Annotated in this window: 17 protein-coding genes; 7 read left to right on the top strand and 10 right to left on the bottom strand. The window is 73.1% G+C overall.

The window, feature by feature from the left end; genetic code table 11:
• Positions 1-6 precede the first annotated feature (6 nt).
• The gene (locus OHS71_RS03235; RefSeq protein ID WP_328476566.1) at positions 7-831 is read right to left on the bottom strand and encodes an SDR family NAD(P)-dependent oxidoreductase; all 825 of its coding nucleotides are present in this window, start codon (positions 829-831) and stop codon (positions 7-9) included.
• On the bottom strand, positions 828-2,144 hold the full coding sequence (locus tag OHS71_RS03230) for an aromatic ring-hydroxylating oxygenase subunit alpha (RefSeq protein WP_328476564.1): 1,317 nt from the start codon (positions 2,142-2,144) through the stop codon (positions 828-830). Before OHS71_RS03230 ends, OHS71_RS03235 begins: the two co-directional genes overlap by 4 nt.
• A gap of 154 nt (positions 2,145-2,298) precedes the next feature.
• Here OHS71_RS03230 and OHS71_RS03225 point away from each other — a divergent pair, with 154 nt between their 5' ends.
• The 4 genes from OHS71_RS03225 to OHS71_RS03210 all read left to right on the top strand — a co-directional run bounded on the left by OHS71_RS03225 (position 2,299) and on the right by OHS71_RS03210 (position 6,340).
• The gene (locus OHS71_RS03225; RefSeq protein WP_328476561.1) at positions 2,299-2,766 is read left to right on the top strand and encodes a VOC family protein; all 468 of its coding nucleotides are present in this window, start codon (positions 2,299-2,301) and stop codon (positions 2,764-2,766) included.
• A gap of 96 nt (positions 2,767-2,862) precedes the next feature.
• Positions 2,863-3,879, top strand: a complete 1,017-nt coding sequence (locus OHS71_RS03220; RefSeq protein WP_328476559.1) for a thiamine pyrophosphate-dependent dehydrogenase E1 component subunit alpha — start codon at positions 2,863-2,865, stop codon at positions 3,877-3,879.
• 5 nt (positions 3,880-3,884) lie between these two features.
• Positions 3,885-4,910 carry an alpha-ketoacid dehydrogenase subunit beta gene (locus OHS71_RS03215; protein ID WP_328476557.1) on the top strand — a complete coding sequence of 342 codons (1,026 nt, stop codon included), beginning with the start codon at positions 3,885-3,887 and terminating at the stop codon, positions 4,908-4,910.
• Positions 4,907-6,340 carry a 2-oxo acid dehydrogenase subunit E2 gene (locus OHS71_RS03210; protein ID WP_328476555.1) on the top strand — a complete coding sequence of 478 codons (1,434 nt, stop codon included), beginning with the start codon at positions 4,907-4,909 and terminating at the stop codon, positions 6,338-6,340. The genes OHS71_RS03215 and OHS71_RS03210 overlap by 4 nt, the downstream gene beginning before the upstream one ends.
• A gap of 8 nt (positions 6,341-6,348) precedes the next feature.
• On the opposite strand, the gene OHS71_RS03205 is transcribed toward OHS71_RS03210, so the two are convergent.
• Entirely contained in the window at positions 6,349-6,954 is a 606-nt protein-coding gene (locus OHS71_RS03205) for a TetR/AcrR family transcriptional regulator (RefSeq protein WP_328476553.1), read from the bottom strand.
• A 107-nt stretch (positions 6,955-7,061) separates the two neighbouring features.
• Here OHS71_RS03205 and OHS71_RS03200 point away from each other — a divergent pair, with 107 nt between their 5' ends.
• Entirely contained in the window at positions 7,062-7,778 is a 717-nt protein-coding gene (locus OHS71_RS03200; RefSeq protein ID WP_328476551.1) for a TetR/AcrR family transcriptional regulator, read from the top strand.
• Positions 7,779-7,784: 6 nt separating this feature from the next.
• Here the strand turns inward: OHS71_RS03200 and OHS71_RS03195 are convergent, their stop codons facing one another.
• The 7 genes from OHS71_RS03195 to OHS71_RS03165 all read right to left on the bottom strand — a co-directional run bounded on the left by OHS71_RS03195 (position 7,785) and on the right by OHS71_RS03165 (position 15,480).
• Complete coding sequence (locus OHS71_RS03195) at positions 7,785-8,489, bottom strand: SDR family NAD(P)-dependent oxidoreductase (protein WP_328476549.1); 705 nt, start codon at positions 8,487-8,489, stop codon at positions 7,785-7,787.
• A gap of 16 nt (positions 8,490-8,505) precedes the next feature.
• On the bottom strand, positions 8,506-9,660 hold the full coding sequence (locus OHS71_RS03190; RefSeq protein ID WP_328476547.1) for a thiolase family protein: 1,155 nt from the start codon (positions 9,658-9,660) through the stop codon (positions 8,506-8,508).
• A complete protein-coding gene (locus tag OHS71_RS03185) occupies positions 9,657-10,106 on the bottom strand; it encodes a Zn-ribbon domain-containing OB-fold protein (protein ID WP_328476545.1) in 450 nt (149 codons plus the stop codon). Before OHS71_RS03185 ends, OHS71_RS03190 begins: the two co-directional genes overlap by 4 nt.
• 20 nt (positions 10,107-10,126) lie before the next feature.
• A complete protein-coding gene (locus OHS71_RS03180; RefSeq protein WP_328476543.1) occupies positions 10,127-11,245 on the bottom strand; it encodes an acyl-CoA dehydrogenase family protein in 1,119 nt (372 codons plus the stop codon).
• Positions 11,242-13,920 (bottom strand): putative PEP-binding protein, encoded by a 2,679-nt coding sequence (locus OHS71_RS03175; RefSeq protein ID WP_328476541.1) that lies wholly within the window; start codon positions 13,918-13,920, stop codon positions 11,242-11,244. The genes OHS71_RS03180 and OHS71_RS03175 overlap by 4 nt, the downstream gene beginning before the upstream one ends.
• Complete coding sequence (locus tag OHS71_RS03170) at positions 13,917-14,549, bottom strand: hypothetical protein (protein ID WP_328476539.1); 633 nt, start codon at positions 14,547-14,549, stop codon at positions 13,917-13,919. The genes OHS71_RS03175 and OHS71_RS03170 overlap by 4 nt, the downstream gene beginning before the upstream one ends.
• A 94-nt stretch (positions 14,550-14,643) precedes the next feature.
• Positions 14,644-15,480, bottom strand: coding sequence for an enoyl-CoA hydratase/isomerase family protein (locus OHS71_RS03165; RefSeq protein WP_328476537.1), 837 nt, complete (start codon positions 15,478-15,480; stop codon positions 14,644-14,646).
• A gap of 130 nt (positions 15,481-15,610) precedes the next feature.
• Here OHS71_RS03165 and OHS71_RS03160 point away from each other — a divergent pair, with 130 nt between their 5' ends.
• A complete protein-coding gene (locus OHS71_RS03160) occupies positions 15,611-16,831 on the top strand; it encodes an acyl-CoA dehydrogenase family protein (protein WP_328476535.1) in 1,221 nt (406 codons plus the stop codon).
• An 808-nt stretch (positions 16,832-17,639) separates the two neighbouring features.
• Positions 17,640-18,824: a carboxylate-amine ligase gene (locus OHS71_RS03155; protein WP_328476533.1), complete on the top strand. Its 1,185-nt coding sequence runs from the start codon at positions 17,640-17,642 to the stop codon at positions 18,822-18,824.
• Positions 18,825-18,861 lie beyond the last annotated feature (37 nt).

The following is an 18,861-nucleotide window of genomic DNA, read 5'->3' as shown; positions in this document are numbered from 1 at the left end:
CGCCGCCTACCACTGTGCCGTTCCACCGTCGACGCTGATCAGCGTGCCGGTGATACCCGCCCCGGCGTCACTCGCGAGCAGCGAGGCGACCGCCGCGACCTGCTCCACGGTGGTGATCTGCTTGGTGGCGGCGTGCTCGGCGAACCGGCCCAGCCATTCCTCGTAACTGATGCCCTCGGCCTCCGCCGCGGCGGGGCCCGCGGCCCGCATGAGGTCGGTGTCGACGGCGCCGGGGCAGATGGCGTTGCAGGTGATGCCCTGGGTGCCGTACTCGAAGGCGGTCGCCTTGGTCAGGCCGTGGATGGCGTGCTTGTTGGTGATGTAGTGGCTGATCGCGGGCTTGTTGGCCTGCTTGCCCTCTACGGACGAGATGTTGATGATGCGGCCCCAGCCGCCTTCCAGCATCTTCGGCAGCGCCCGGCGGGTGCCGTAGAAGTAGCCGTTGATGTTCAGGTTGAGCGCGTCGTGCCAGGCCTCGTCGCTGAGCAGGTGGATCGGGGCGAAGCCGGAGCTGCCGCCCACGTTGTTGACCCAGATGTCGAGTCTGCCGAACCGCTCGGCGGCGAAGTCGGCGAGGCCCTCGATGTCCTCCTGGCTGTTGGCGTCGCAGGGGTGGAAGACGACCCGGTCGCCGCCGCCCATCTCCTCCACGGCCTGCTTGCCCTTGATCTCGGAACGGCCGCTGACGACGACCGTGGCGCCGTCGGCGAGGAGGGCCTCGGCGATGGCGCGGCCGATGCTGCGCGTGCTGCCCGTGATCACCGCGACACGTCCGTCGAGGCTGCCCGTAGCCACCATGGTGTTCTCCCGCGAGTGTTGTTGGTTGCTCACCTGGTGGCTCCGGGTGCCGCTGTGGCGCCGCTGTCCAGGTGCTGGTGGATGGTGCGGTGGAAGTGCTGGAGCCCGGGCTCGTTGCGTCCGAAGACGAAGTCGGTCCCGTCGAGGGCCTTCAGGCCCTGCTGGACTCCGTAGGTGGTCGCGTAGTCCTCGTCGCGGACCACCTCGTGGAACCACTCGCCGAACCGGTCGGCGGCGTGGCGCTCCTCCTCGGTCACCGCCGGTTCGCGCAGCAGGATGATCTGCTGGGTCACCGACTCAGTCGCCGTGCGGGGGAGCACCAGGGAGACGGCGATCTTCTGGCGCCAGCCGCCGGCGATCGCCAGTCCCGGGAAGAGCCAGTAGATGGGCCCGACGCAGTCGCCGGGGTCGCGCTGGTCCGGCGGTAGTTCGACCGCCCGCGCGATGGGGCGCAGGGCCGGTGCGATGCGCTGGTGGGGGCCCCAGGTGTCGTGGGCCATCATGTTGGAGAGGTTCGTCTCGAACACCGTCTTCGGGTGCAGCGAGGCGAAGTGGTACGTCTCCAGATACCCGTCGAGGGTGACCTTCCAGTTGGGACTGGTCAGCTCGCCGGTGGAGTAGTGGTGGCACTCGGCCAGCCGCAGGCCCTCCAGCAGCGGCAGCAGGTCGCCCAACCAGCCGTCCAGGTCGGGTTCGGCCGCCGGGTCCAGCGAGACGAAGACGATCCCCGCGCGCTCTCCGGCCGGAAGCCGGACGAGTCCGCGGCCCTCGCGCGGGACCTCGCCGAAGGTCTTCTCGGCGTAGACACCGCGCAGTTCGCCGGCCAGGTCGTAGGACCAGGAGTGGTACGGGCAGGTGAGCCGCTTCGACACTCCGCAGCCGGCTTCGAGGAGCCTGGCCCCCCGGTGCCGGCAGGCGTTGATCATCGCGTGCACGGTGCCCTGGCGGTCGCGGGTGATCAGCACCGGGATGCCGAGTACGTCGATCGCCTTGTAGGTGTGGGGTCCGGGAAGCTCGCAGGACATGGCGAGGGGCAGCGGGACGCTCCGGTGGACGGCGTCGGTCTCACGCTGCCAGCGGTCGGCGTCGAGGTAGTGGGCGACGGGTTCCGTCCACTGGTCCTGTGCCTCGTGCGTGGTGTTGCCGCGGTAGTGCGCCATCACCCGTTCGACGAGCTCGGCCGCCTCCCGCCGCATCGTCTCGGATGCCGCGTCGGTGGACCGGTCCTGGCTGATCCAGGACGCGTACTCGGGGGTCGGGGTGACGGACGGAGTGGCGGGGGCCGTGACCGGCGACCTGCGCTCGGCGCCTGTTTCCCGCATCTCCGGCGAACTGGTCTGGACCACGATGTCCTCACAATCCTCCCAGCCGCGAGCCGGTGACCGGCTTCGGAACGCGACGGCTGGGTTGTGTCCGAAACGACAACAGGACTTAGTGTGGTCTGTCAATAGAAAGTGTCGAAGTCGCCACTCGGTGTCCGGTGGGGTGGGTGTGATGGTCATGACGCGGCCGTTCGAGGTCGGCGTGGTGGTGCGGGACCTGGAGCCGATGGAGCGCTTCTACTGCGGCGCCCTCGGCTGTCGCGCCGAGCACCGCTCGCGCGTGCCGGAGTCCGTCGGGGGCCCGGCCGGCCTCGGCGGCGAACTGGACGTCGTATGGCTGCGGGTGCCGTCCGGGGGGTGTGTCAAGCTGATCCTTCCCCGGTCGGACCAGGTGTCGGTCCCGGCGCCGGCGTCCGCGGTGCCCTCGCCCGCCGGGCGGCCGGGGCTGTCGTACCTCACCTTCCATCTCGACGACGTGGACCCGGTCGTGGCGGCGCTCGCGGCCGCCGGTGCCCGGCCGTTGTCGGACCCCGTGGTGGTCCTGGCGCGCGGTCGGCGGATCAGCTTCTGGGCGGATCCCGAGGGCAACGTCGTGGAGCTGGTGGACGCGCGGGGCGGCAACCCGGGTCCGGGGCATAGTAATTAGAGACACTGTTCAGTAAGGTGCCCCAAGCTGGTTACTGTAGACCGGCACAAGTAAGTCCGATTGCTTGGCAACCTCCCTCGGACGAAGGGGCGGACGATGGCTCAACGAGCGTCGACGGCGTCGAAGAAATCCCCGCAGGTCAACACGGAACTCAGCCCACTGGTCGTCAGGGACCTGCACGAGCGTATGGTGCGCATCCGGCTGTTCGAGACCGAGGCGGGCAAGCTCATGGAGGCGGGCAGACTGCCCGGCTTCCTGCACCTGTATGTCGGCCAGGAAGCCGTCGCCGCCGGCGTCATGACGGCCCTGCGCGACGACGACCAGATCACCTCCACCCACCGCGGCCACGGGCATGCCGTGGCCAAGGGCGTGGGCTTTCGCGCGATGTACTCCGAGCTGTACGGCCGGGTCACCGGAGCCTGCCTCGGTCGCGGCGGCAGCATGCACATCAACGACCTCACCCGCGGCATGCTCGGCGCCAACGGCATCGTCGGAGCCGGTGTCCCGATCGCCGTGGGCGCCGCCTTCGCCGCCCGGTACAAGGGCGAGGACAGCGTCGCGGTGACCTTCTTCGGCGACGGCGCCACCAACATCGGCGCCTGGCACGAAGGCGCCAACATGGCCGCGATCCTGGGCCTGCCCGTCGTCTTCGTCTGCGAGAACAACGGCTACGCCGAGTTCACCCCGCAGTCCGGGCACATGCTGCTCACCGACGTCGCCGACCGGGCGGCCGCCTACGGCATGCCCAGCGTGATCGTCGACGGCATGGACGCCGTGGCCGTCCACCGGGCCGCCGCCGAGGCCGTCGAACGGGCCCGGTCCGGCGCGGGCCCGATGATGATCGAGGCCAAGACCTACCGCTTCTTCGACCACCAGGGCGTCAAGGGTCTGCGACACCCCTACCGCTCGGACGAGGAGGTCGCCGAGTGGAAGACCCGCGACCCCATCGACCTGATCGAGGCCCGCGCGGTCGCCGACGGCACCGCGACCCGCGCGGAGCTGGACGACGTATGGCAGCGCACCCGCGACGAGATCGCCGAGGCCATCGCGTACGCCGAGGCGAGCCCGCTGCCCGACCCCGCCGACCTGCTGCTCAACGTCTATTCAGGATGACCGCCATGACCCTCACCACCGAAGCCGCGGTCGGCGCCCCGGCCGCCTCCTCCCGCAAGCTGAGCTACGTCAAGGCCTTCAACGAGGGACTCGCGCAGGCCATGCGCGAGGACGAGAACGTCTTCGTCGCCGGCGAGGACGTGGCCGGATACGGCGGCGTGTTCCGCATGTTCGACAACCTGCTCGACGAGTTCGGCCCCCGCCGCATGATCGACACCCCGATCTCCGAAGCCGCCCTCGTCGGCCTCGGCGTGGGAGCCGCCGCCCGGGGCCTGCGCCCCGTCGTCGACCTGATGTTCATGGACTTCATCGGCGTCTGCCTCGACCAGATCGTCAACCAGGCGGCGAAGATGAAGTACATGTTCGGCGGCGCGCTGTCCGTGCCGCTCACCATCACCACCGCCTCCGGAGCGGGCCTCGGCGCCGCCGCCCAGCACAGCCAGAGCCTCGAGGCATGGCTGGCCCATGTGCCCGGTCTGAAGGTGGTGATGCCGAGCGACGCGTACACCGCCAAGGGCCTGACCGTCTCGGCCATCCGCGACGACAACCCGGTCGTCGTGATGCTCAACAAGGTCCTCCTCGGCAGCACGGGCGAGGTGCCCGAGGAGATCTACGGCATCCCGCTGGGCCAGGCGCACACCGCCCGGCAGGGCTCCGACGTCACCGTGATCGCCCTCGGCCGCATGGTGGGGGAGGCCCTCGCGGCGGCCGACGAGCTCGCCGCGCAGGGCGTGGAGATCGAGGTGATCGACCCGCGGACCGTGCAGCCGCTGGACACCGAGACGATGTTCGCCTCCGTGCGCCGCACCAACCGGGTCCTCGTGGTGCACGAGGCCGTCACCTTCGGCGGGCTCGGCGCGGAGATCGCCGCCCAGATCCAGGACGTGGTCTTCGACTACCTGGACGCGCCGGTCCTGCGGATCGGCGCCCCCTTCTCCCCGGTGCCCTTCTCCCCGGTCCTGGAGAAGGCGTACGTACCCGACCGCGCCCGCATCGCCCAGGGCTGCCGGCGTCTCCTCGAAAGGTCGTGACCGACGTGGCGGTCGAGGTTCTGCTGCCGAAGATCGGCCTGACCATGCAGGAAGGCACGATCGACGAATGGCTGGTGCCCACCGGCGCGGCCGTCGCCGAGGGCGACTCGCTGCTGCGCCTGGCCACCGACAAGGTCGACGTGGACGTCGAGGCGGAGGCCGGGGGGCTGTTCCACCCGCTGGTCCCGGCCGGGGCCACCGTGCCCGCCGGAGCACTCATCGGCTGGCTGCTGGCCGAGGGCGAGCAGCCACCGCGGGCGGCGGACGCGCCCGCCGCGCCTGCTCCGGGCGGCGCCGCGGGTACGGCCGCCATGCCGCCCCCCGGCGGCCTGGCCGGCGCGGGCGCCGCACCGGCATTCACCGGCACCGGTGCGGCCCGCTCCGGCGGTGCCACCACGCCGCTCGCCGTCGACGGCGCCACCGGCCGGCTCCTGTCCTCGCCGAACGCCCGGCGGGTCGCCTCGGCCGCCGACGTCGACCTCACCGGCGTACGCGGCACCGGGCCGGGCGGCCGGATCGTCTCCGAGGACGTGGAGGACGTCCTCGCCGCCCTCCCCGAGGGCCTCGTCGCAACGGTCCCGCCGAGCGGGACCTCCTCCTCGCCGCTCGTGCGCAAGCTGGCGAAGGAACGGGGCATCGACCTCGCCGGCGTGAACGGCACCGGCCCGGGCGGCCGGATCCGCCGGTCCGACCTGGACGCCGTCACCCCCGCGCCGGTCCGCCGCACCACCGTCCCGCAGCCCGGCGACGTCCTCCCGCTCACCGGGATGCGCGGCACCATCGCCCGCAGGATGCACGCCAGCCTCCAGGAGATGGCCCAGCTGACGCACGGCTACGAGGTGCGGATGGACGCCGTGGTGTCCCTGCGCGACCGGCTCAAGGAGGAGTGGGCCGACGGCGAACTGCCGGTGCCGAGCCTCAACGACTTCCTGCTGAAGGCGGCCGCCCTGGCCCTGCGCGAGCACCCGCTGCTCAACGCGACCGTGCGGGAGGACGGCATCCATCTGCTCGACGCCATCCACCTGGGCTTCGCGGTGGCCGTTCCCGGCGGCCTCATGGTCCCCGTGATCGAGGACGCGGCGGCCCTGCCGCTGCCCGAGATCGCCCGCCGGTCGAAAGCCCTGGCCCAGGCCGCGCGCGAGGGCCGGATCTCCCCCGCACAGCTGGACGGGGCGACCTTCACCGTCACCTCGCTCGGCGGATACGGCGTCGACTTCTTCACCCCGGTGATCAACCCCGGCAATGTCGCGATCCTCGGGGCGGGCAGGCTCAGGGACGGTGTCGAGTGGCGGGAGGACAGACCGCTGCGGACGCGGGTCCTCACCCTGAGCCTCACCTTCGACCACCGGGCCGTCGACGGGGCGCCCGCCGCCGAATACCTGCGCACGGTCGGCGAGTTGCTGAGCAGGCCCCTGCGTCTGCTGGTGTGAGCGGAGCCCTACGCGGCCGGGTCGGCGATCCGCTCGGCGAGCTCGCCGACCTCGCGGACGAAGGAGCGGTGCCCGAGCGAGCGGTACACGTCGTCGCCCCGGACCTGCGAGATCGCCGCGGTCTCCAGCAGCGCCAGCAGGCCCAGGCCGATCACCGCCGCCTCGGCGTCGGTGACGGACGCGCGGGCCTTGCGGATCAGCCGCACCAGCTCCTCCAGCAGCTCCGTACGGCTCTCCTGGCGCAGCGCCTCCGCATCCTGGCTCATGCCGGCCGACGACACGAAGAACACGGTGGCGGCGGACCGGTGTTCGCCCATCCAGGCCAGCAGCACGGTGACCGCCGCTCCGAGGTCCGAGCCGGGCCCGTGGGCCTCGGTGATCGTCTGCAACTGCTCGCGCAGCGAGGCGGCGAACGCCCGCATGGCCTCCGCCAGGACCTGGTCCTTGGAGGAGAAGTGGTAGTACACCGCGGCCGATGTCATCTCGGCCCGCGCGGCGATGTCGGCGACCGTCACCTCGTCCGGCGGCTGCGTCGCGAACAACTCCGTGGCCGCCTCGATCACCCACTGCTTGCGCGAGGGGCGGTGGGCGGCGCGGGCTCCGGATGTCGTCATGATGTCAAGTATGCCGGGACCCCGGCGCCCCGGAGGCCAACGCGCAGCGGCAATTCCGCGGGCCAAGGGTCGGAGTTACTCGATACACTGGTCAGTACGCAGGGCCCGTGAACGCGGGTACCGGGCAGTCGGCAGGGAGCATGATGGCCACCACGAAGAACGGCAAGCAGCCCGCCCACCGGCCTTCGCGGCGGCAGCACATCATCACCGCCGCCGTGCGGGTGTTCGGGCGCAACGGATTCGCCGAGAGCAGCATCCAGGACATCGCCGACGAGGCACAGGTGGTCCCCACGGCCGTCTACTACCACTTCGACGGCAAGGAGGAGCTGCTGGAGCTCGCCATGCGCCGGGTCTTCGACCAGCTGAACGCGGTCGTGGAGGCGGCCCGGCCGGAGTCCGAGCCGGGCGACGCCGAAGGTCTGGTCCGCGTCATCGACGCCGTGTGGGAGTGGGTGGAGCGCAACCCCGACGAGGCCCGGCTCTACCAGGTGCAGGTCGCCTCCGCCAACGGCAGCGTCAAGGTGCTGCGGGACGAGTTCGAGCAGCGGCACATCCAGCGTGGCTACGACTACCTGCCCGAGGGCACCACACGTGGCCCCCGGGCGGCCAAGGCCCGGCACGCGGCCCAGGCCCTCGCCGTGCGCACGCTGATCAGTACGACCATGCTGGTGACCGCGTTGCGGGCAGAGGGCGGACCGCTGTCCCAGCTGCCCTCCCGGTCGGTGCTCGAGGCGGTCAGGGAGCTGGCGCTGCGCATCGTCGCCGCCGAACAGCGCCAGGCCGGGCCCGCGCAGCCGGTGGAACCGGCCGCGTCACGGACCTGAGCCGTTTCACCAGGGCAGTGGCCTGCGGTCGGCGAACAGCCCGCCCGTCGTCCCGTCGTCCTCGGGAAGGGTCGCCAGCCAGACCGGGGTGTCCGCGCCTTCCCTCGGGCCGCGCGGGGCGGACGGGCCGCCCATCGCGCTGCGGGTCCAGCCCGGGTCGGCGGCATTGACCAGGACGCCCGTACCCGCCAGCTCAGCCGCGAGCATACGGGTCAGGGCGTTGAGCGCCGCCTTGGAGATCCGGTAGGCGGGGTGCCGGCCGGAATCCATCAGCGACAGCGAACCGTACGAGCTGGTGACGTTCACGACCCGGCCGTAGCCCGCTTCCACCATGCCCGGGACGACGGCCTCCACGACACGCCAGGCGCCCGTGAGGTTCGTGTCCAGGGTCGCGCGCAGGACGTCCTCGTCGACGTACGGGGGCCGCAGCTCCCCGTCCAGCGACACTCCCGCGTTGTTGACCAGGACGTCGATCCCGCCGGTCAGGTCCCGTGCCCGCCGCACCGCTTCGGCGACGCTCGCCGCGGAGGTCACGTCCAGCGCCAGCGGGAACGCCGCCGGACCGATGGCACGGCAGCCCTCCTCGGCCGCCGACGCCCGTCGCGCCCCGACCAGCACCCGCAGCCCCAGATCCGCAAGCTGTCTGCCGATCTCCAGGCCGATCCCGCGCGCCCCGCCCGTCACCAGCGCGGTTCTCTTCTCGTGCCGCACGGCCGCCCGCCGCCTCTCACACCGTCAGCACGGAGCACGCGCTGATCCCCGGCGCCCCGTACACGTGGGTGAAGCCGACCCGGGGAGCCCCGGGTACCTGCACGCCGGGCGCCCGGCCCTGCAACTGCCGTACCACCTCGTGGAACTGGCGCAGTCCGGAGGCGCCGACGGGCTCACCGCCGGCCAGACAGCCGCCATCGGTGTTGACCGGTATCCGGCCCGTGGGATCGGTGGCCCCGGCGGCCAGCAGCTCCTCCTGCTCGCCGTGGCCGCACAGCCCGGTCTCCGCGAGGTGGATGAGCTCCGAGCCGCTGTCGGTGTCCTGCAACTGGGCGACCCGCACGTCCGCCGGCCCCACCCCCGCCGTGCGGAAGGCGGCCTTCGCGGCGTCGACGCTGGGGCTGTGGTGCGGTCCGGGCGGCAGCCAGGGCGAGAACACCTCGAACGAGCCGAAGCGCCGGGTGCGGAAGGCCAGCGACGCCAGCCTGACCGGTCGTTCGCACAGATCGAACGCACGGTCGCCGAGCGCGAGCACCAGGGCCGCCGCGCCCTGTCCGGGAGAGCAGAACATGTACTGGGTGAGCGGAGGGCTGACCTCGGCGGAATCCAGGATCTCCTGCTCCGTCAGCGGTTTGCGCCGCCAGGCCAGGGGATGGTGCGAGCCGTTGCGGAAGGCCCGCGCGGCGACCGTCGCCAGCGCGCGTTCCGAGATCCCGTGCTCGTACAGGTAGCGCCGGGTCTTGAGCGCGAAGAACTGGGTCGTCAGCATCATGCCGGTCTCGGCGTACCAGTCGCCCAGACCGTAGCGGGCCGCGGAGACGTGGAACGCGCCCCGCTCGTGCTTGTCGAAGCCCACCGCCAGTCCCAGGGACGCCTCGCCCGCGCGCAGCGCGTTGGCCACCGCGAGCACGGTGGAGGCACCGGTGGCGCAGCCGTTCTGCACATTGACGAACGGCACTCCGGTCAGACCCATCCTGCCCACCAGGGTGTCCGGCTTGCCGGACACGTCGGAGCCGCCGGCCGCGTAGCCGATGTCCTCCCAGGCGACGCCGGCGTCGGCCAGGGCCGCGCGTATCGCCCGCTCGGCCATGTCCATGCCGGTGACGCTCTCGTCGCGGCCGAAGGGATGCATCCCGCATCCGACCACGTACACATCGTCGGGCCGGCTCATCGCTCCCCGTCCCGTTCCGGGCGGAACGCGAAGGTCACCACGTCGGTCCCGTCCTCGTCCCGGTACGCGGGCACCGTGGTCAGCCGCACCGGCAGACCGATCCGGATCTGGGCGCGGGGCACCGCCAGCCGAGCCTCGACCAGCACCTCGCCGAGGTCCACATAGCCCACGTGGTACGGCCGGTGTCCGCCCTCCGGGGCCCGGTACGGCGGTTTCGGCGGGAACGCCTGGAGGGTCCACGACCACAGCCGCCCGCTCACCGGCAGCACGTGTGCGGCCATGGTCCCGTCCGGGCACCTGGGGCAGGAGTCCTGCCGGGGGAAGACGACGGTGGCGCACCCGGAACAGCGGGCGCCCGCGAGCCGCGGTGGATCCCCGTCGGCGAACCCCTCGCCGCGGTGCTCCCGGTTCTCGAACAGCGACTCGTCGATCAGTCTGGTGGTCATGGGCCCTCCCTTCATCCGCGTCACCAGCCGAGCAGGCCGGCCAGCCGTTCCCGATGGTGTGCGGCACCGCCGAGCAGCACCGCGTCGGACTGGGCGCGCCGGAAGAACAGGTGCGCGTCGTGCTCCCAGGTGAAGCCCATCCCGCCGTGCAGCTGCACGCACTCGGCGGCGACGGAGACGAACGCCTCGCAGCACCACGCCTGCGCCACCGCCGCCGCCTCGGCCAGCGCTTGCGGCGACCCGTCGGCCCGGACCGCGCGCACCACGGCCGACCGTGCGGCCTCCACCTGGAGCAGCATGTCCGCGCAGGCGTGCTTGACCGCCTGGAAGCCGCCGATGGCCCGGCCGAACTGGGTACGGTCGCGCACATGGGCCACCGTCATGTCCAACGCGGCCTGCGCTCCGCCCAGTTGCTCGGCCGCCAGTGCCACCAGGGCCACGTCCAGGGCGCGGGAGACGACCTCGGCCCCTTCGCCGCCGGCGGTCAGTGCCCGCACCCGGGCGCCGTGGAAGGCGACCACCGCCTGGCCCCGGCTGAGGTCCAGGGTGGGCACCCGGCGCACCGTCACGCCCGGCCCGCGCGGGTCGGCCAGAAAGAGGTCCACACCGTCGGCGCCGGCCGCGGCCACCACCAGCGCCTCGGCGTCCGCGCCGTCGAGGACGAACGGCGCCGTGCCGTCCAGCAGCGGGACACTGCCCTGCCAGGAGACGGCCACGGGCACGGCGTCGGCCCGCCAGACGCCGTCGGGTGCGACGGCAGCCAGCGCGTGCACAGTGCCCGCGGCCAGTGCGGCCAGCGCCTTGTCGGCCGTACCGCAGCCGGCCAGCACCTGACCGGCCAGCACGGTGGAGGACAGCAGGGGCACGGGGGCCAGGGTCCTGCCGAGCTCCTCACAGACGACGGCGATCCCGGCGAGGCCGCCCATGCCTCCCGCCGACCCGGGCAGGCCCAGGGCCGCGAGACCGACCTGCCGGCCGAGGGCGTCCCACAGCGCGGCGTCGACGCCGGGGGCCTCCTCGCGCAGCCGGCGCACCGCGGCGGTGCCGCCCGCGTCCGCGCACACCGACCGAACCGTCTCGCGCACATCCTCCAGCTCGGTCTCCGAAAGAGCCGTGCCGTCGGTCACGGTGCTCGTCATGGTGCGCTCCCGCCGTCGTCGTGCCGCTCCCCGCCCTCATCCCGCCGTACCCGCAGGGCACTGTGCGCGGCCGCCATCCGCGCCACCGGCACCCGGTGCGCGGAACAGGACACGTAGTCGAGGCCGAGGCCGTCGCAGAACGCGATGGACTCGGGATCCCCGCCGTGCTCACCGCACACGCCCAGCTTGATGCCGGGCCGTACCTCCCGGGCCCGCCCGGCCGCCAGGGCGACCAGGGCGCCGACCCCGTGCGGGTCGAGCCGGGCGAACGGACTGGCGGTCAGGAACCCGCGCTCCTGGTAGGCGGCGAGCACCTGGCGCTCGACGTCGTCCCGGGAGAACCCGTAGGTCAGCTGGGTGAGGTCGTTGGTGCCGAAGGAGAAGAACTCGGCGTGCTCGGCGAGTTCGCCGGCCAGCAGCGCGGCCCTCGGGGTCTCGATCATCGTGCCGAGCCGGTACGGCACCTCCACACCCGTGCGGGCGGCGACGGCTTCCGCGGCAGCGCGGACGTAGGCGGCCGCGGCCGCCAGTTCCTCCGGCAGGCTGACGAGCGGGATCATCACCTCGAGCTCCGGCCGCGGGCCGGTGGCGGCGACCTCGGCCCACGCGGTGAACAGCGCCTCGGCCTGCGCCGGGTAGAGGCGCTCGTGCAGCAGCGCCAGCCGCACCCCGCGCAGCCCGAGCATCGGGTTCGCCTCGCGAAGCGATTCGGCCCGCTGCTCCTCGGCCGCGTCCAGGGCCTGCCCGGGGGCAGGCAGGAACTCGTGCAGCGGGGCGTCGAGCAGGCGCACGGTCACCGGGCGGTCGCCCACGGCGGTCAGCAGTGCCGTGAAGTCCTCGTGCTGGGCGTGCTCCAGCGCCCGCAGCGCGTCCTCACGGGCGGCCGGGTCGGCAGCCAGGAGCACCCGGCGGATCAGCGGCAACCGTTCGCCGAGGAACTGGTGTTCCGTACGGCACAGCCCGACTCCCTCCGCGCCCAGCGCGAGGGCCGTCTCCACCTCGGCGGCCGTGTCGGCGTTGACCCGCACGCCCAGCCGGCGCACGCCGTCGGCCCATCCCAGCAGGGTGGACAGCTCGGGCGGTGGTCCGGCCACACTGACGCTCAGCGTCCCCGCGTAGACGGCGCCGGTACGGCCGTCGAGCGAGACCGGGTCGCCCTCACGCACGATGCGCTCGCCGAAGTGGACCGTCCCCGTGGCCCGGTCCACCCGCAGCCCCTCGGCACCGCACACCGCGGGCCTGCCCGCGCCCCGCGCCACCACGGCGGCGTGCGAGGCGATGCCTCCGCTGCCGGTCAGCACGGCGGCGGAGGCCAGCATCCCGGGGACGTCCGCCGGCGTCGTCTCGGCGGCCACGAGCACGACGCGAGTGCCCTCGGCGGCCAGTTCGAGGGCGCGTTCACTGGACAGCACGACCGCTCCGGCCGCCGCCCCCGGCGACGCCGGAAGCCCCTGCACCAGGAGCTCCTCACCGCCGGTCAGCCGGAGCTGGGGGTGCAGGAGTTCCTGCACCTGCGCGGGGGTGATCCGCCCTACGGCCTCCTCGCGGCCGAGTGCCCCGTCCCGGGCCAGGTCCGCCGCCAGACAGACCGACGCCCGAAGCGGCGGGCGCGGCTGCGCCGAGGCCGCGAGCAGGGAGATCTCGTCGTCGCGCACCTCGAAGTCGACCGACACGGGTGCGCGCAGATGCCGCTCCAGGGTGAGCAGGGAGTGCTCGAGCAGCGCGGTGCCGCCCGCGAGCCGGTCCAGTGGCTCGCCCGCGTGCGGCGGCGGGGCGCTGCGGCGCACTCCGCGGAAGAAGGAGCCGCGCGGGGAGAGACGTCCGGTCTCCGGGTCGCGGCTGACGGCCGTGCCGTAACCCGAGTGGTCCGCCGGGCCGATGCGCAGGGCCTGCACATGCAGGGCGACGGCCAGTTCGGCGGGCAGGCGCTGGGCCCTGCGGGACCTCCTCGCGCGCGGTGAGTCCCACCGGGCGAGGAGGGCGCGGGCGGCCAGCGCGAGCTGCTGCGCGGGGTCGTCGGGGAAGGGCCGGGAGCCGTGCTCGGCCACCAGGGACAGCAGCACCTCCACCCGTGCCCGTGCTCCGGGAGTGTCCAGGAGGGCGTCGTCGAGCAGGTCGCCGGGCACGTCGAGCGCGTACTCGGCGATCATGCGCACGGTGGCGGCCCACACGTCGTACAGCGCGTCCTCGCGCCCGATGACGGCGCACAGGTCGTCGGCACGCGCCGGGGCGGCTCCGAGACAGGGCAGGTCCGGGGGCAGTCCGGCGATCTCGGTCGGCGCGCTCGCCGACAGGCGCAGCAGCAGCGGCCGGGCCGGGTCCCCGATGTGCCGCCCCGCGAGCTGTTCGACCAGTTCCACGGCGGCCTCGGCGGTGTCGGTCGCGCACAGCGAAGCGGCCGCGCCGGCCGGCACGGTGAGCCCGGGCACGACCGGCAGGCCGAGGGCGACCAGCCGGTCCATCGCCGCGCCGTGCGTGCCCAGCTCGTCGGCGTCGAGGCCCCGGCTCCGTCCCTGCCCGTAGGGCACCAGGATGCGTCCGGGGGGCGCTGAGGCCGCTGAGGCCGCTGAGACAACGCGGGCTTCCGGGGCGACGGGGGTCCCGGGGGCGGCGGCGGGCGCGAGGGGCCCGCCGGACTGGGCGAGCGGACCCGCCCCGCGGTCGGTGACGCTCAACCCCGGTCCCTCCTGACCAGCTCCTCTTCACGGGCCTCGTCCTCGGCCCGGCTGATTCCCAGCACGAGCAGCAGCTCCTGGTGCAGCCGCATCCACACGGTGTGGTACGAGTCGCACAACGGCGAGGCCAGCCACGCCGGCGCGCCGTCGTCGAACTGGTCGAGGGCCTCCTCCAGGGCGGTCAGGTACTGCCCGCTGCCCGCGAGCACCCGGTCCAGCCGGCGCAGCACGGGCTGGATGGCCTCGTGCACGTCCTCCAGCGACTCGCGCACCCCGGCGTCGTAGACGTCGTCGGAGTGGTCGTTGGCCGTGCCGTCGGGACGGCACTGCCATGCCGTGCACACATCGCGGATCTTCCGGTTGACCGGGAGGAACGCCTCGTACACCGCGGTGATCCGCTCCTCCTGCTCGGAGCCGGCGGGGACCCGCAGGATGCGCGCGGCGGCGGCCTTGGCGCGTTCGGTGGGCAGGACCACCGGCCCCTTCACCATCGCCAGCCCGGCGTCGACCAGCGGGCGGTGCTCGGACTCCGGCCGACCGCGCCACATACCGCGCAGAACGAGGTCGACGGCGGCGTCCGTGAGCGGCTCGTCGTGTGCGTCCGGGAGGTCCACGGCAGCAGATTGCATCGCCACACCTTTTCCCCGGTTCTGTGGTGACCGGTTCCTTGGTTCTGTGTTGCCCGGAGGTTACGCCCCGACGGGCTGGTTAGTGAAGAGGGACTCAAGAAACACTTTCCGCTTCCCTGGCCTTCGTCCGGCCGTCACCGGTCTTCCGGCGCCCCCGCGAGGCCAGGAACGACGCCATGCGGTCCTGGGCCTCCGGGCCGTCGGCCAGGTCGGCGATGGACCGTGCCTCCTCCGCGAGGTGGTGGCGCAGTCCGTCGCCGTCACCGGCGCGCAGCAGGCCCTTCGCGGCGCGCAGCGCGCCGGTGGCACCGGCGGCCAGACCGGCCGCGGTCCGGTGTGCCGCCTCGTCCAGTTCCCCGTCGTCCACGCAGCGGGTGACCAGGCCCCACCGCTCGGCGTCCTCGCCGGTCAGGATCCGATCGGTGAGGATCAGCTCCGCCGCCCTGCGGGGGCCGACCAGCCTCGGCAGGAACCAGGACGCACCGCAGTCCGGCGTGAGCCCGATCGCGGTGTACGCCAGTCGGAACCGCGCGGAGCGGGCGGCCAGGGCGATGTCGCCCACCAGCGCCAACCCGATCCCGCCGCCCGCCGCGGCGCCGCGCACGGCGGTCACCAGCGGCACCGGAAGTGCGTAAAGCGTCTGCACCGCGGCGTGCGCCGCGGTCGCCACGGCGTGCACGTAGGCGCCGGTCTCCGTGCCGAGGCCGGCGAATGCGCGCAGGTCACCGCCCACGCAGAAACTGCCGCCCGTCGTGCGCACCAGCACCGCGCCGCCCGGGTCCGCGGCCACCTCACCGACCCTGTCCCGCAGGGCTTCGGCCGTCCTCAGGTCGAGGGCGTTTCCCCGCCCGGGGTCGTCCAGCAGGAGTTCGACGACCCCGTCGGGGTGGCGGACGATCCGGACCGGTTCGGTGCTCACGGGGAGGCTCATGGGTGTTTCTCCTGTCGTCTTCCCGTCGCCGGGTGCTCCCCGGTGCTTCCCGGCAAGATACTAAAGACGCTATACAGTTTCTAGAACGCGACGGGAGCCGATGCCCGTGCGCCCGTCGCCGGGAGGTCCCGTGCCCATCCAGTTCGATGTCGATCCGACTGTCTCCCAACTGACGGCTGCGACGGCCGCGTTCGTGCGCGAGGTGGTCGTCCCGGCCGAGCGTGAGTGCCGCGGGTCGGTGCACGACGCCCCGGAAGCGCTGCGCGAGATGCTCCAGAAGGCCGCCCGGGAGGCGGGTGTGTTCGCCCCGCACGTCCCGGCGAGGTGGGGCGGACACGGTCTCGACCTGCGCGGCCAGGCGGCGGTGTTCGAAGCGGCGGGCTATTCGCTGCTCGGACCGCTGGCGCTGAACTGCGCGGCCCCGGACGAGGGCAACATGCACCTGCTGGAGAAGGTGGCCACCGAGGAGCAGAAGCAGAAGTACCTGCGCCCGCTCGCCGCGGGTGAGATCCGGTCCTGCTTCGCCATGACCGAACCGGCTCCGGGGGCGGGCGCCGATCCGCGCTCCCTGCGGACCACCGCGACCCGGGTCCCCGGCGGCTGGCGCATCGACGGACGCAAGTGGTTCATCACCGGCGCCGACGGAGCCGGTTTCGCGATCGTCATGGCCCGGACCTCCGGCAGCCCCGGAGACCCGGGCGGCGCCACCATGTTCCTGGTCGACTCCGCCAACCCCGGCATGCGTCTCGTGCGGACCATCGAGACCCTGGACGAGTCGCTCTTCGCCGGGCACAGCGAGATCGTCTTCGACGGGTGCGTGGTGGGGGAGGAGCAGGTGCTCGGCGCGGTGGACCGCGGTTTCGAAGGCGCGCAGGTCCGGCTCGGTCCCGCCCGGATGACCCACTGCATGCGCTGGCTGGGCGCGGCCCGCCGCGCCCAGGAGGTCGCGCTGGAACGGGCGGGCAGCCGGACGGCGTTCGGCTCGACGCTGGGGGACCTCGGGATGGTCCAGCAGATGCTGGCCGACTCCGAGATCGACATCGAGGCGAGCCGGGCCCTGATCCTGCGCACCGCCTGGGAGCTGGACACCGGATCCGCCGCCGCCTCGCAGCTCACCTCGGTGTCGAAGACGTTCGTGGCGGAGGCGGTGAACCGGGTGGTCGACCGGGCGGTGCAGATCTGCGGAGCCCTCGGTATCTCGGCCGCCGACGCACCGCTGGCCCGGCTGTTCAGGGAGGTGCGGCCCTTCCGGATCTACGACGGCCCTTCGGAGACGCACCGGTTCGCCATAGCGCGCCGCGCGCTGCGGCCGTACCGGCAGCCGGGGGCGGGTGTCGCCGGCGGCCGATGACGGCGGCGGCGCGGCGGTGTTCCCGCCCCTCGGGGGAGCCGCGCCGCGCCCGGAGGTGGGCGGCCCTCTTGCGGCCACGCGGAGACCACGACGGGAGGCCGGCTCCACAGTGCGTGACGGGGCCTGCTCGGCATTGCCGGACTTCCGCAAGTGTCACCGGTGCGGGAACCTGCGCTGTCACCGGCACGGGGTCCCGCACGTGGGGTGACGCGCGGGCCCTCGCGTCCGTGTGCGTCGCGTGCGCCGCGCGCGTCGTGTGAGCGGCACCGCGAGTGCGCACGTGATCGAACATGTGATCGAGTCCGAATCCCGATCCGGATGCGAGCGGCCCCGGTCGTCCCTACTCTCGGGAGAGGCCGCCTCGCCGCCCGACCAGGCGGCGGCCGGTCGGTGAGGTGGTGGCTGCCCATGAACACGGGGCCCGGGGTCGAACCGCCCGTACGGTCTGCCGCAGCGTCCGCCCGATGCCCCATCGGCACGCGGGCCGGCCTCCTCCGCTCCGGTGCTGTTGTCAGGAACCTGCCCGTGTGGCAGCCGTTGCCCGGCCCGCGTCCGGGATCGCGTGCGGACCCGGTCCGATCCGCCTCCGCGCCGAAGGCGACCGCGACACCGGCCGACCAGAACGCCCCGGCTCCCGCGGGGGTGAGTGAACTTTCCGCTCATCCGAGGGTTGCCTGCGTCACATGGGCTCCGCGGGCTTACAAAACGGCGTTCTGGTGACTCGAAGATCGCACATGCCGTCGTGTCCGCCGGTGAGGCGCCTCACTCGCCTGCGGCGGGCCGCAGTTCACCGCCCCGAGGAGTGACCGTGAGCGTTCGTATCGGAGTGGAAGAGGAGTTCCACGTCCTGGAGGTGGAGAGCGGGCTGCTCGTGCCGCGGGCCGATCCGCTTCTGCGACGCCTCCCACGGCGCACATTCACGACCGAGCTGCATCAGTCCACCGTGGAATCGAACAGCGAGGTGCACACCTCCCTCAGCGACCTGTACACCGACCTCGCCGGGACGAGACGCCGGCTCGACGCGGCGGCCTCCTCGCTGGGTCTCGCGGTGGTGGCGGCCGGCACGGCGCCACTCGCGCCGGCCGCGTCCGCGCACCCCACCGCGGGAGCGCGCTACCGCCACATGGTCGAGGACTACCGCACGGTCGCCGACGAACAGCTCATCTGCGGGGCCCAGGTGCATGTGGACGTCCCCGACCGTGACACGGCGGTGCGGGTCATGTGCGAGGTCTCGCCCTGGCTCCCCGTACTGCTGGCGCTCTCCGCCAGTTCGCCGTTCTGGCAGGGGACCGACACCGGCTACGCGAGCTGGCGCACCATGCTGTGGCACCGCTGGCCCACCGCGGGCCCGGTCGGCTGCTTCGCGAGCGCGGCCGAGTACGACGCCACCGTCCGCGACCTCGTCCAGGCCGGGATCATCAGCGACGCGGGGATGATCTACTACGACATGCGCCCCTCGGCGCATCTTCAGACGCTCGAACTGCGCGTCTGCGACTCCTGCCCCCGCGTCGAGACCGTCGTGCTGGTAGCCGGACTGTTCCGGGCCCTGGTGACCCAGGCCTGCGAACGGCTCGGCTCGGGAAGCGCCCCGGAGTGCGGGGGCCGGCACGAGTGGCTGCGCGGCGCCTCCTGGCGGGCCGCACGGTGCGGACTCGAAGGCAGCCTGGTCGACCCCGACACCCACCGCGAGGTGCCCGCCGCGCAGGTGGTGCGCAAGCTGCTCGCCCGGCTGCGCCCCGCCCTGGAGGCGCACGGCGACTGTCGCACCGTCCGCGAGCTGGCGGACCAGGCCCTCGCCGACGGCAGCGCGGCCGACCGCATGCGCCGTATCGCCCAGGACGAGGACCTGCTGGCCTGTGTCGACATGCTGATCGCCGAGACCCGGGGCGAACGCCTCGCCCGCAGGGCGCCGGACACCCGCGGCACCGACCTCTGCGCCCCCGACGTGACAGGCCCGTCCCCCCTGCCCGCACGGCCGCTGACCTCCAGGTGACTCGCGATGCACACCGACGACCCCCACTGCACCCACG

Source organism: Streptomyces sp. NBC_00377 (genome assembly GCF_036075115.1).
In the GTDB taxonomy this organism is placed as follows: Bacteria; Actinomycetota; Actinomycetes; order Streptomycetales; family Streptomycetaceae; genus Streptomyces.
Note: the sequence above shows the minus strand (reverse complement) of the source record. Positions and strands in the feature narration are given on the sequence as shown.